This window comes from Alkalicoccus luteus, assembly GCF_012034335.1.
Classification (GTDB): Bacteria; Bacillota; Bacilli; order Bacillales; family Salisediminibacteriaceae; genus Alkalicoccus; species Alkalicoccus luteus_A.
This window is the reverse complement of the sequence record NZ_JAATHJ010000032.1, coordinates 1-13,481: the sequence shown is the minus strand read 5'-3', so window position 1 is coordinate 13,481 and position 13,481 is coordinate 1. Positions and strand designations below refer to the sequence as shown.

Sequence of the window (13,481 nt, the reverse complement as noted above, 5' to 3'; positions counted from 1 at the left end):
CACAGTTGTGTATAACAGTGTGGATAGTTATACAGAAACCCTTAACAAGCTTATCCACAATTATGTGTACAGCGTTAATAACCCTGTTTTCTTCTATAATACTTGTTCTGCACATTCTGCTGTGTGTATCTTTATTCAGGCATGTTGTTCAGAGGTTGTACATAGGAAGGATAGGCTGTTCTAAAACAGGCTGGATAGAAGGAGGGACATGCGTGGAAAATTTAGATGATCTCTGGAAGCAGGCGCTTGCCAAAATCGAGGAGAAGGTCAGTAAACCGAGCTTTGATACGTGGTTCAAAGACACGGCTGCTGATGCGATCGACCAGAGCTCCAATATGATTACGATTATTGCGCCGAACGAATTTGCACGGGACTGGCTCGAAAACCGCTACTTCACCATCATCACGGAAACACTGCAGGAACTGACAGGAGCCGAGCTGGAAGCCCGCTTTGTGCTTCCGAAAGAAGAGATAGCCGAACCCGAACCGGATCTGGCCAAAAAACCGCCCGCACCTCCGGCGGACAACGGCGACAATCCGCCAAAACATATGCTGAACCCTAAATATACGTTCGATACGTTCGTTATCGGGAGCGGGAACCGGTTTGCCCACGCAGCTTCTCTTGCCGTAGCTGAGGCTCCGGCGAAAGCCTACAATCCGCTGTTCATTTACGGCGGTGTCGGACTCGGCAAGACGCACTTGATGCATGCCATCGGACATTATGTGATCGATCATAATCCGAATGCCAAAGTCGTTTATTTGTCATCCGAAAAATTTACGAATGAATTTATTAATTCCATCCGGGATAACAAGGCCGTTCACTTCCGCAACAAATACCGGAACGTCGACGTGCTGCTGATCGATGATATTCAGTTTCTCGCGGGAAAGGAACAAACGCAGGAGGAATTCTTCCATACGTTTAATTCCCTTCACGAAGAACGCAAGCAGATCGTGATCTCCAGTGACCGTCCTCCAAAGGAAATTCCGACGCTTGAAGACCGGCTCCGCTCCAGATTCGAATGGGGCCTGATCACGGATATTACCCCGCCGGATCTGGAGACGAGAATTGCGATTCTGAGAAAGAAAGCAAAAGCAGAGAACCTCGATATTCCTAACGAAGTCATGCTCTACATTGCCAATCAGATCGACACGAACATTCGTGAGCTGGAAGGCGCCCTGATCCGGGTTGTCGCGTATTCGTCGCTCATTAATCAGGACATGAATGCTGATCTTGCTGCAGTCGCTTTAAAGGACATTATTCCGAATACAAAATCCCGGGAAATCACGATTGAGGACGTTCAGTCTTCCGTGGCGGCGGCTTACGGTGTTCGTGTGGAGGATATGAAGGCGAAAAAGCGCACAAAAACTGTAGCCTACCCGCGCCAGATTGCGATGTATCTTTCGCGTGAGCTGACGGATCACTCACTCCCTAAAATAGGTGCTGCTTTCGGGAAGCGGGATCACACTACGGTGATTCACGCACATGAAAAAATTTCGAAGCTGCTTCAGGAAGATCCGGAACTGCAAAAGCAGGTAGAGGATATTACCACGCAGCTCCGCTCCGGCTGACTGTGTAAACTGTGGATATCCTGCACGTACTTATACACAGGTTATCCACATGTGAATAAGTTCACTTTGCAAGGTCTTTCGCGGGTTATCCACAAATTCACAGCGCCTAGTACTATTACTACGGCAAGTTCATTAATTAATATTATATTTATCAGGGAGGTTCATCGTTATGAAATTTACGATCCAAAGAGACGTTTTCGTTCAAAATATCCAGCACGTTTCAAAAGCTATTTCCTCCAGAGCATCCATGCCGATTCTGTCTGGTCTGAAAATGGTAGCGTTTGACGAAGGAGTGACATTAACAGGCAGTGACTCCGACATTTCCATTGAAGCCTACATTCCTGCAGAAGACGGGGATAATCAAATCGTGGATATCGAACGGCCGGGCTCGATTGTGCTTCAGGCGAAATACTTTGCCGATATCATTAAGAAGCTCCCGGAAACGACGGTTGAAGTGAGCGTTAACGATCAAAACGTGACGAAAATCAGCTCCGGAAGCTCCGAGTTCAACTTAAACGGACTCGATCCCGATGAATTTCCACGACTGCCGGAAGTGGAGCAGGGTAATGCATTTCAGCTGAAGACAGATCTGCTCAAAGCGTTGATTAAACAGACTGCTTTTGCAGTTTCTACAGCAGAAACACGTCCGATCTTAACCGGAATCCACTGGGGACTGGAAGAAGGAAAGCTGATGTGCACAGCAACAGACAGCCACCGCCTCGCTATGCGTGAAGCAGCGCTTGAAGACAGCCCGGCGGACATGGAATTCTCGAATGTCGTTATTCCCGGCAAGAGCCTGTCTGAGCTGAGTAAAATTCTGGACGACACTGAAGATACAATCAGTGTCACTGTGACTGACAATCAGTGCTTGTTCAAAACGAAAAACATTCTTTTCTTCTCCAGGCTGCTCGACGGCAACTACCCGGCGACGAAAAACATGATTCCGACGAGTTCGAAAACAGAGGTTCAGGTTCAGGCGAAAAAGCTGCTTGCAGCGATTGAACGTGCACTGCTCCTTTCGAGAGACGGCAAAAACAACGTCGTGAACCTGAAGTCGATCGGTGAATCGACGCTTGAAATCACTTCTGTGACGCCGGAAGTCGGTAAGGTAACCGAAGAAGTTGCGTGCGACAGCTTCAACGGGGAAGAGCTCCGTATTTCCTTTAACGGAAAAAATATCATCGACGCACTGCGGGTTATTGAATCCGATGACGTCACGATCCAGTTCACCGGCGCTATGAGCCCGTTCATTATGCGTCCGGCAGACCGTGACTACATGCTTCACCTGTTTTCACCGGTGCGTACGTACTGATCGTTCCAACAGAAGCCGCTGTTCCGGATGTCCCGGAGCAGCGGTTTTTCGCTGCTCCTGTATTCAGGAAAAGGAAGCATGTTGGGAGAGCTTTCACGGTGGAAAAATGGACAGACACCGGAATAAGGAACGTTTGTTCGTAAAATAGATAATTAATATTGGCGTCACGGGTCAATCTTTAGTACAATGTATAGTGAGAGATTTTGTGTACGTATTTGTGCAGAAAGCGAGTTGACGGGGCATGAACGAAGACATTACCGTGCGTGGCGAATTTATCACGCTCGGGCAGGCGCTGAAAGAGGCAGCTGTCATTTCAAGCGGCGGCGAGGCGAAGCCTTTTTTGGCGGAAGTTCCGGTATTTGTAAACGAGGAAGCTGAAGACCGCCGGGGAAGGAAGCTCTATCCGGGCGATCGTGTCGTCATTGAAGGAATCGGGGAGCTGACGATCACCGGTGAATAGCGGAGGCACTCTTGCATATACATGAACTGAAGCTGAAGGACTATCGCAACTATGAGGACGTCACGCTGCCCTTCAAAGATCAGGTGAATGTCATCCTCGGCGAAAATGCACAGGGGAAAACGAACTTGATGGAGTCGATCTATGTCCTTGCTATGGCACGTTCCCACCGCACGCCTCGTGACCGCGAGTTAATCCGCTGGGATCAGCCGTTTGCACGGGTTAGCGGCAGCTTTACGAACCGCCACGGCAATTTTGACATGGAGCTCGTGTTCTCCAAGCAGGGCAAAAAGGTAAAGGTGAACGGCCTCGAAAAAAAGCGCCTCAGCGACTATATCGGAACGTGCACGATCGTCATGTTCGCCCCCGAGGATCTGACCCTCGTGAAGGGGAGCCCGCAGGTACGCCGGCGCTTTCTGGATATGGAAATGGGTCAGATCAACTCTGTTTACCTGTATCATCTTTCTCAGTACTACAAAGCACTGAAGCAGCGCAATCAATGGCTGAAAGATATTCGTGACAAACGAAAGACACCGGATGAAGCAATGCTTGACGTTATGACCGAGCAGCTGATTCAGTCCGGAGCGGAACTGCTCGTCCGGCGCTTTTCATTTCTGGAGACGCTGGAAGCCTGGGCAGCTCCGATCCACCGCGACATCAGCCGCGGAAAGGAAGCACTGACGCTCTCCTACGAGCCGACTGTGCCGGCGGAAGCCGGCATGAGTACGGCGGAGACAGCCGACGTGCTCCGTGCCGAATTCAGCCGTGTCCGCGACCAGGAGCTCAGGCGCGGGACGACCCAGATCGGACCACACCGCGATGATCTGGCGTTTTTTGTGAATGGACGCAGCATTCAGACATACGGCTCCCAAGGCCAGCAGCGGACGACAGCTCTTTCGCTGAAGCTTGCGGAAATTGAGCTGATACATGAGAAAACCGGCGAATACCCGATCCTCCTGCTGGACGACGTACTGTCTGAGCTGGACGACCACCGGCAGACGCATCTGCTGAATTCCATCAAAGGAAAGGTGCAGACGTTCGTGACGACGACCAGCGTTGACGGCATCGACCATCAGCTGCTTCGCGAAGCGGCCACTTTTTACGTCCAGGAAGGAACGGTCATCCGGAACGATTAAGGAGGCGCCCCATGTTTATTCATTTAGGCGGAGATATCGTACTGAAAGCAGAACGGATCATCACGATTCTCGATCACCAGAGCGAGGAAGCTTCGGCGGAAAACAGAGCCTTTATGAAGCGGAGCCGCGAGGCCAAGCAGACGGTGGAGGTCACCGGCGATCCGGCGAAATCAATCGTCGTGACCGATGACTGCATCTATCTGTCCCCAATCTCGTCGCACACGCTGAAACGCCGGGCCGAGAATAAAACGATTGCCAACGCGGAAGAAGAAGAATCCACCCGCCCATAAAACAGCGGGAAGAAATGCAGGTGAGGAACAATGAGTGTGGATAATAATCAGTCCTATGATGAAAGTCAAATTCAGGTTCTGGAAGGATTGGAAGCTGTCCGTAAGCGTCCCGGAATGTACATCGGTTCGACGACGAGCCGCGGGCTGCACCATCTTGTCTGGGAAATTGTCGATAACAGCATCGATGAGGCGATGGGCGGTCATTGCGATACGATCTACGTCACGATCGGAGAGGACAACTCGATCACCGTTGAGGATAACGGCCGCGGAATTCCGGTCGGCATCCATGAGAAGATGGGACGTCCTGCTGTTGAAGTCATCATGACCGTGCTTCACGCAGGCGGTAAATTCGGCGGCGGCGGCTATAAAGTATCCGGCGGTCTGCACGGCGTCGGGGCATCGGTCGTAAACGCCCTGTCGACGAAGCTCGAGGTCAATGTTCACCTTGACGGTAAAATTCACTACATCGATTTCCGGCGCGGTATTCCGCATACGGAGCTGCAGGTCATCGGTGAGACAGATAAACAGGGAACCGTGATCACGTTCTGGCCGGACGAGGAGATCTTCTCTGAGACGACCGAATTTGAGTTTGACATTCTCGCAAACCGGCTGCGCGAGCTTGCATTCCTTAACCGCGGACTGCGCATCTTTGTAAAAGATGAGCGTGAGAACGGGCGCGAGGCAGAGTACTTTTACGAAGGCGGCATTCAGTCGTTTGTGGAACACCTGAACCGGACGAAAGAGGCGCTGCACGAGCCGCCGATTTTCCTCGAAGGCGACAAGGAAGGCATTCATGTCGAAGTGGCAATGCAGTACAACAACAGCTTCTCCAGCAACATCTACTCATTTGCCAATAACATCAATACGCACGAGGGCGGAACGCATGAATCCGGCTTTAAAACCGGTCTGACGCGTGTTATCAACGACTATGCCCGCAGAAACAACCTGTTTAAGGAAAACGATCCGAACCTGATTGGTGACGATGTGCGGGAAGGGCTGACCGCGATTATTTCCGTCAAGATCCCGGATCCGCAGTTTGAGGGACAGACGAAAACGAAGCTTGGCAACAGTGAAGCGCGAACGATTACCGATTCGCTTTTCTCTGAGCATATGTCCAAGTTTCTCGCTGAGCATCCGACGGTTGCCCGGCAGATTGTAGATAAAGGCTTGATGGCGTCGCGCGCAAGAGATGCCGCGAAAAAAGCACGGGAGCTGACGCGCCGTAAATCAGCGCTTGAAGTGAGTGCGCTGCCAGGAAAGCTTGCAGACTGCTCATCGCGGGATGCGTCGATCAGTGAAATCTATATCGTAGAGGGTGACTCTGCAGGCGGTTCCGCCAAGCAGGGCCGTGACCGCCACTTCCAGGCGATTCTGCCGCTGCGCGGAAAAATTATTAACGTTGAAAAAGCACGGCTTGATAAAATTCTTTCCAACAACGAGATCAGGGCGATCATCACAGCGCTCGGCACCGGCATCGGCGAGGATTTTGATATTTCCAAGGCGCGCTACCATAAAATCATCATCATGACAGATGCGGACGTCGACGGCGCTCATATCCGGACGCTTCTGCTCACGTTCCTGTACCGCTACATGCGTCCACTGATTGAGGAAGGCTACATTTACATCGCCCAGCCGCCTCTCTATCAGATTAAGCAGGGTAAAGCGATTCATTACGCATACAACGAAAAGGAAATGGAGCGGGTTCTGAGCGAGCTTGATCCGACTCCAAAGCCGGCGCTGCAGCGTTATAAGGGTCTCGGAGAAATGAATCCGACCCAGCTTTGGGAGACGACGATGAATCCGGACATGCGCACGGTGCTGCAGGTAAACTTAAATGACGCAATGCTTGCAGATGAAGTATTTGAAACATTGATGGGCGACCGGGTAGAGCCGCGCCGCGACTTTATTCAGGCAAACGCCCACTACGTGAAGAACCTCGATATTTAATCACGCAGTGTCACGCAGCCGAAGCAGAATACGCTGCATATACGGCGTTTCAATACTACCGGCAGGACACGATGCTGTCCTGCCTACATAGTCGAACAAGCGGCATCAGCCGCTGAAAACGGGCTTTCACGGCCCGGAGGATGGAGGGTCATGAATGGCGGACCAGGAAAATAGAAATGATCGGGTACACGACATAAATATCAGTCAGGAAATGCGCACATCATTTATGGATTATGCGATGAGTGTTATCGTCAGCCGGGCGCTGCCGGATGTGCGCGACGGACTGAAACCGGTGCACCGGCGTATTCTTTACGCAATGAATGAACTCGGTATTACAGCCGATAAAGCATACAAAAAATCTGCGCGGATCGTCGGGGAAGTCATCGGTAAGTACCACCCGCACGGTGACTCTGCCGTATACGAAACGATGGTGCGGATGGCGCAGGATTTCAGCTACCGCAACATGCTCGTCGACGGACACGGGAACTTCGGTTCTGTCGACGGCGACGCGGCTGCCGCGATGCGTTATACGGAAGCGAGAATGTCGAAAATTTCGATGGAGCTCGTGCGTGACATTAATAAAGACACGATTGACTATCAGGAAAACTATGACGGCTCGGAGCATGAACCGAAAGTGCTGCCGGCTCGTTTTCCGAACCTGCTCGTCAACGGAACGTCAGGGATTGCGGTCGGGATGGCAACGAACATTCCGCCGCACAGCTTAAATGAAGTCATTGACGGCGTGCTCGCTCTCAGTGAGGATCCGGAGCTGACGTCGGTTGATCTGATGGAGTACATCCCCGGACCGGATTTCCCGACAGGAGCAGAAATTGTCGGTATTTCCGGCATCCGCCGTGCGTATGAAACCGGAAAGGGATCGATCCTGATCCGCGCCAAGGCGGACATTCAGGAGAAAAATGGCAAGCAGCGGATCATCGTAACGGAGCTGCCGTACCAGGTGAATAAAGCCCGTCTGATCGAGAAAATTGCGGAGCTCGTCCGCGATAAGAAAATCGACGGCATCACCGATCTGCGCGACGAGTCGGACCGGACCGGTATGCGTATTGTGATTGAGCTGCGCCGCGATGCTAACGCCAACGTGCTCCTGAATAACCTCTATAAGCAGACCGCGCTGCAGACAAGCTTCGGCATTAACATGCTGGCGCTCGTCGACGGCCGTCCGCAGGTGCTGCCGCTGAAAGAAGTACTGGCTCACTATCTCGAGCATCAGAAAGTGGTCATTAAGCGCCGTACAGCCTATGAGCTGAAAAAAGCGGAAGCCCGCGCGCACATCTTGGAAGGTCTGCGGATTGCGCTGGATCATCTTGACGAAGTAATCGAGCTGATCCGGGCCTCCCAGACAACAGATATTGCCAGAAACGGCCTGATGGAGCGCTTTGAGCTTTCCCACGAACAGGCGCAGGCGATTCTCGACATGCGTCTTCAGCGTCTGACCGGTCTCGAGCGCGATAAAATTGAAGGCGAATATAAAGACCTCATGGCAAAAATTGAGGAGCTTCGCGCGATTCTGGCCGATGAAGAAAAAGTATTGGAAATCATCCGGGAAGAACTGTCTGAAATCCGTGACCGTTTCGGTGACGACCGCCGTACGATCATCACGATCGGAGAGGACACGTTTGAAGATGAGGACCTTATCCCGCGTCAGAACGTCGTCATCACACTTTCTCACCAGGGGTATATCAAACGCCTTCCTGTCTCCACCTACCGCAGCCAGAAGCGCGGAGGACGAGGCGTGCAGGGAATGGGAACGTATGACGAAGATTTCGTGCGCCACCTGTTTATCACGAACTCGCACGATCACCTGCTCTTCTTTACAAACAAAGGCAAGGTGTACCGGATTAAGGGTTACGAAGTGCCGGAGCAGAAGCGGACGTCCAAAGGGATTCCGATCATTAACCTGCTGCAGATTGAGCCGGATGAATATATCAGTACGGTCATCCCGATCTCATCCTTCGAAGAGGAGGAGCGTTCGCTGTTCTTCATGACGAAGTTCGGCGTGGCAAAGCGGACGCAGCTGAAGGCATTTAAAAACATCCGCCGCGGCGGGCTGTTTGCGATTAAGCTGCGGGAAGGCGATGAGCTGCACGGTGTCCGTCTTACAAACGGCGATCAGGAACTGATCACCGGAACGCGTCAGGGGATGTCGATCCGCTTCCATGAAAAGGACGTTCGTTCCATGGGTCGTACGGCAGCCGGCGTGAAAGGAATTCAGCTCGGAAAAGACGATGAAGTTGTCGGCATGGATATTTTGTATCCGGACCAGGATGTACTGATCGTAACCGAATCCGGCTTTGGTAAGCGGACGCCGATTGAGGAGTACCGCGAGCAGTCCAGAGGCGGTAAAGGCATTAAGACATGTAACATTACGGATAAGAACGGCAGCGTCGTCTCCCTGAAAGTCGTCGCAGAGGATCATGATCTCATGGTCATTACGACGAACGGCGTCGTGATCCGCATGCACGTTGCGGAGATTTCACAAACCGGCCGGAACACGCAGGGCGTTCGCCTGATACGGGTATCCGACGGTGAATACGTGTCGACTGTAGCACGGGTAAACATCAGCGAAGATGAAGAAACGCTGGAAATTGAAGAAGGAGAGCACGCTCCGGAAGAAACGGAAGAAACTCCGGAAGCTGAGGCTCCGGATTCCTCAGCAGAAGAGAACGAAAACGACGATTAAAGCAAAAGGGCGGTTCCGGGATAGTTGCCGGAGCCGCTCTTTTTTTCGTGCAGCTTGCAAGGGCACTTGACGATTGCCTGCATCAGTCCGATAAAAAAGGGGGAAGGCTTTTATAATGAGTCATAAGACCTTGTTTAATGGGTATCACTTGACTTTAGTCCTATTTTACAGGCACTATAAGAGATAACAGATGGAAAAGGAGCGGGTTTCATGCACGTTTACGTAGAAGATCTTGTACCAGGATGCATCTTACAGCAGGACGTCATGAAGCTGACTGCTAAACCGCTGGTGCCGAAAAAAACGGTTTTGCAGGAGGAGCACCTTCACATATTAAAGACCTTTCTTGTCGAAAGCGTCCATACAGAAGCAAAGCTGGTAGACGGCACGGCGTTTCAGCCGGAGCGTCAGCTGCAGGAGAAGCAGAAGACGAGAGGACCGGCAAAGGTAAGCCTGCTGGATGACAACGATTCCTTTACGAACCGCTACCTTCGCGCGGTACAGCTGTTTAAAAAAGAATTTCAGAAATGGCAGGGACGTCTGCCGATTGAGCCGTATACGATGCGGCAGCTTTTTCTGCCGCTGTATGAGAAAGAGCCGACGAATCGCGAGCTGCTGGAGCTGTATCACTTCAGCGATAAAAAGAATTACATTTACTATCATGCCGTTGCAGCAGGTGTTTACAGCGCCATGCTCGGCCGCTGGCTTGGATATGAGAAGGCGGATGTTATTCAGGTCGGATTAGCCGGAATGCTTGCTGACTGCGGCATGGCCCGTCTTTCCTACGACCCGTTTCAAAAAAAGGGGAGCCTGAACAAAGATGAATTTGATGAACTGAAAAAACACCCCGTGCTCAGCTACCGTATGCTCGAAAAGGTACCGGGCTTTAATAAAAAGGCGATGCTTGGCGTGCTCCAGCATCATGAGCGTCTTGACGGGAGCGGGTATCCGCTCGGTGTTTCCAAAACAAAAGTTCACGCCTTTGCACGCATCACCGCGATTGCCGATACGTTTCATGCAATGACAGCGGAACGGCTTTACCGGGCAAAAATGTCTCCTTATCACGTGCTGGAACAACTGGCAGCCGGTGAATTTCCAGGACTGGATCAGTCGATGACGGCGTGCTTTACAGGTCATCTCGCCATGTTCAGCGTCGGTCAGTCGGTTCAGCTAAACAACGAAAATGCCGCTGACGTGCTTCACATCAGACCGGATAACCCGCTTCGACCTGTTGTTCGTCTTGAATCCGGGCAGGAGCTGGACCTTATCAGCCATCCAAATCTGTATATTGTAGAGGCATCTGCGTCATCAGAAGCTGCAGCCTCTTCCTGATACGACTAAATTAGCACGCTTACTTGATAAAGCCGGTACGGAATTTCCGCTGCCGGCTTTTTGCTTCTTTTTCCTCACCGTTAAGGAGATGTTCAAGCTTTTCACATGTAACGAACAGCGTATTTTTACCTAATTATGCTAAATATGTTTCTGTGATTCCTGTACGTGGTACACCTCTAATAGCTCTGTCAAAGCGACAGAAATTATACGTTAGAGAGAGGATGAGCACGATGCAGCCGATTTTTAAAGAGTTTCACAATGATCAGGATGTAATTGAAGCGATCCAGTCACTGAAGAGTAAAAACATTAACGAGGATGACATTTACATCATTACACATGACGAGGACCGGACAGACCGCATTGCCGATAACGCAGAGGCAAATACGATCGGACTCGATGAAGAGACGCTCGGTACTGCAGCACGCAATATTTTCCGTAAAAAAGGAGACGAGCTGCGTGCGAAGCTGGAAGAGCTCGGCTTTGAAGAATATCACGCAGAAGAACTGGAAGAGAAGCTGGACGAGGGAAAGGTGCTCGTTGTCGTGCAAAATGCACCTGAGGGATTTGATATTTATTAAAGAAGAAAACCGCAATATCCCGGAAGAAGAAGGCATGGATCATTCGCTCAAGCTTTTAAAAGAGGGTTATCAGTTTATCTTGAACCGGCGCTACACAATGGAGTCTAATATATTTGAGACGAAACTGCTCGGAGAAACGGCAATTTGTCTGACTGGAAGCAAAATGGCCGAACTGTTTTATGATACAGAAAAGTTTAAGCGCGAAGGTGCTGCTCCGAAACCTGTTCAAAAGACGCTGTTTGGAGAAGGCGGTGTGCAAGGTCTGGACGGAGAGGCTCATCGTCACCGAAAAGCAATGTTCATGCAGGTGATGAAACCGGATGATCTTCAAACGATTCGGCGTCTGTTTGCGGAGCGCTGGCAAAAGCACGTCCGCGTATGGGAACAGCAGGATGAGATGCAGTTTTATAAAAACGTCAAGACGGTGCTGTTTGAAGCAGCATGCGAATGGACAGGCGTACCGCTTGAAGAAGATACAGAAGCGCGCGCTGAGCAAATCAGCGAGATGTTCGAAACACCTGCACACATTGGTCTTCGTCATCTGAAAGGATGGAAAGCAAGGTCGGATGCAGAAAAGTGGATGATTTCCTATGTGGAACAGGTTCGAAACGGCGAGCTGGATCATGTCGCCGGAACCCCGCTGGAAGCATTCAGTCTGCATCGGGATCACAATGGAGAACAATTAGAAGCCGAAACCGCGGCGGTTGAACTGCTGAATCTGATTCGGCCGATCACGGCTATATCGGTATACGCGGCATTCACGGCACTTGCGCTGCATGAATATCCGGGAGAGGCATCTAAGCTTGATTCAGACGATGCACGTGAGCGTTTTGTGCAGGAAGTTCGCCGCTACTATCCGTTCTTTCCATTTACAGCTGCGCGCGTCAGAAAAGACTTTACGTGGGAAGGTCACACGTTTAAAGAAGATACGCTGACGCTGCTGGATCTATACGGAACGAACCATCATCCCGAGGAATGGGAAAATCCCGGGTTGTTTCGGCCGTCACGCTTTGAAGGCTGGCAGGGAACACCTTTTCAGTTTATTCCACAAGGCGGAGGCGAGTTTGATTTCGGCCACCGTTGTGCAGGTGAATGGATGACGGTGGAGCTATTAAAAGAAATCGTTTATCAGCTGCACGAGCATCTCAGCTATGACCTGCCGGATCAAAAGCTTTCGTTCAGCTTAACGGAAATTCCTGCGATTCCGGAGAGCGGCATTATTCTAAAAAACGTGCAGCCGGTGTAAAGCTGCCTTAGTACCCCGTACTGGCTCACCAGTGCGGGGGCTTTCCATCACACTTTGAAAAACGTATCTACTATATAGTAGAAACAAAGCTCATCTACTCGTTATGCAACTAAAATCCAGCGGTCATATAATAGAGAATAGCATGTGCTTCTTTCTTTTTAGCTCTTTTAGCGTTCACCAGAGCCACGATATGCAGGGAACACTTCACCAGAAAAGATGAAAATAGTAAACGCTGTGGAACGAAGGCAGGGACACCTGGAGGATCAGCGCAGTTCGAAAATGTATGTTGGCGTCATGCTCTTTCGCCACCATTAGTCGGGAACCAGCTCTTGGGAAGCCTTGCCGGGAGTGAAGCAGGGGCAGTTATCTTCTAATAAAAAGCTATTTTAAGGCAGCCTTCTTTATTAAGTCGCTTTTGAAGAAAACGATGGTTCCTTACAGTGCGTGATCAAACCTGGCAGACTGGTTCCATTGAAGATCAGTACCATCAACCGGCAATCGTTTGTAAGCAAGGAAGAGCCTCTAAGTGCAAAGTAAGCTGCTAATGTTTATGTAAAGGTCACCTTGTATTTGTCTCTATTTGTTACTTGAAAATGAGCCTGAGTTAAATAAGAATTCTGAATATGAAAAAAGACTTGCAGCGGGCAAAACTCCCGTGATATATTTAATCTCGCTGCTGAGGAGCACAGCATCACAGCGGCGAAAACAGTTCAAAAAAAGTATTGACTTATTTGAAGCGCTGTTATAAAATGTAATAAGTCGCTCTTGAGACAGGGCGGCGTTTGCTGTCCTTTGAAAACTAAACAAAAGACGAGAAGAAGGAAAGAGAATGAATCATTCTCTGTCAATTTTTGAAATACAGGAATCTTTAGCCAGATTCCGTTCTGACCGACCGGTTTCACCGGGAGGACAGCTTT

The 13,481-nt window shown here is 50.6% G+C and carries 10 protein-coding genes; all 10 read left to right on the top strand.

Translation table 11 applies throughout. From position 1 onward, the window contains the following. The first annotated feature begins 212 nt into the window (after window positions 1-212). The 10 genes from dnaA to HCN83_RS14940 all read left to right on the top strand — a co-directional run bounded on the left by dnaA (window position 213) and on the right by HCN83_RS14940 (window position 12,564). On the top strand, window positions 213-1,568 hold the full coding sequence (gene dnaA, locus HCN83_RS14985; protein WP_168008739.1) for a chromosomal replication initiator protein DnaA: 1,356 nt from the start codon (window positions 213-215) through the stop codon (window positions 1,566-1,568). A 169-nt stretch (window positions 1,569-1,737) separates the two neighbouring features. Further along, window positions 1,738-2,880 carry a DNA polymerase III subunit beta gene (gene dnaN, locus HCN83_RS14980; protein ID WP_168008737.1) on the top strand — a complete coding sequence of 381 codons (1,143 nt, stop codon included), beginning with the start codon at window positions 1,738-1,740 and terminating at the stop codon, window positions 2,878-2,880. A gap of 241 nt (window positions 2,881-3,121) precedes the next feature. Then, window positions 3,122-3,340 carry a S4 domain-containing protein YaaA gene (gene yaaA, locus HCN83_RS14975; protein WP_168008735.1) on the top strand — a complete coding sequence of 73 codons (219 nt, stop codon included), beginning with the start codon at window positions 3,122-3,124 and terminating at the stop codon, window positions 3,338-3,340. 11 nt (window positions 3,341-3,351) lie between these two features. Next, entirely contained in the window at window positions 3,352-4,473 is a 1,122-nt protein-coding gene (recF, locus tag HCN83_RS14970) for a DNA replication/repair protein RecF (RefSeq protein WP_168008733.1), read from the top strand. An 11-nt stretch (window positions 4,474-4,484) separates the two neighbouring features. Next, on the top strand, window positions 4,485-4,763 hold the full coding sequence (gene remB, locus HCN83_RS14965; RefSeq protein WP_168008731.1) for an extracellular matrix regulator RemB: 279 nt from the start codon (window positions 4,485-4,487) through the stop codon (window positions 4,761-4,763). 30 nt (window positions 4,764-4,793) lie between these two features. Next, entirely contained in the window at window positions 4,794-6,710 is a 1,917-nt protein-coding gene (gene gyrB / locus HCN83_RS14960; RefSeq protein ID WP_168008729.1) for a DNA topoisomerase (ATP-hydrolyzing) subunit B, read from the top strand. 154 nt (window positions 6,711-6,864) lie between these two features. Further along, window positions 6,865-9,411 (top strand): DNA gyrase subunit A, encoded by a 2,547-nt coding sequence (gene gyrA, locus HCN83_RS14955; protein ID WP_168008727.1) that lies wholly within the window; start codon window positions 6,865-6,867, stop codon window positions 9,409-9,411. A gap of 210 nt (window positions 9,412-9,621) precedes the next feature. After that, a complete protein-coding gene (locus HCN83_RS14950; RefSeq protein WP_168008725.1) occupies window positions 9,622-10,740 on the top strand; it encodes an HD-GYP domain-containing protein in 1,119 nt (372 codons plus the stop codon). Window positions 10,741-10,970: 230 nt separating this feature from the next. Further along, entirely contained in the window at window positions 10,971-11,318 is a 348-nt protein-coding gene (locus tag HCN83_RS14945; RefSeq protein ID WP_168008723.1) for a general stress protein, read from the top strand. After that, window positions 11,305-12,564, top strand: a complete 1,260-nt coding sequence (locus HCN83_RS14940; protein WP_246238264.1) for a cytochrome P450 — start codon at window positions 11,305-11,307, stop codon at window positions 12,562-12,564. The genes HCN83_RS14945 and HCN83_RS14940 overlap by 14 nt, the downstream gene beginning before the upstream one ends. The last annotated feature ends 917 nt before the right edge of the window (window positions 12,565-13,481 follow it).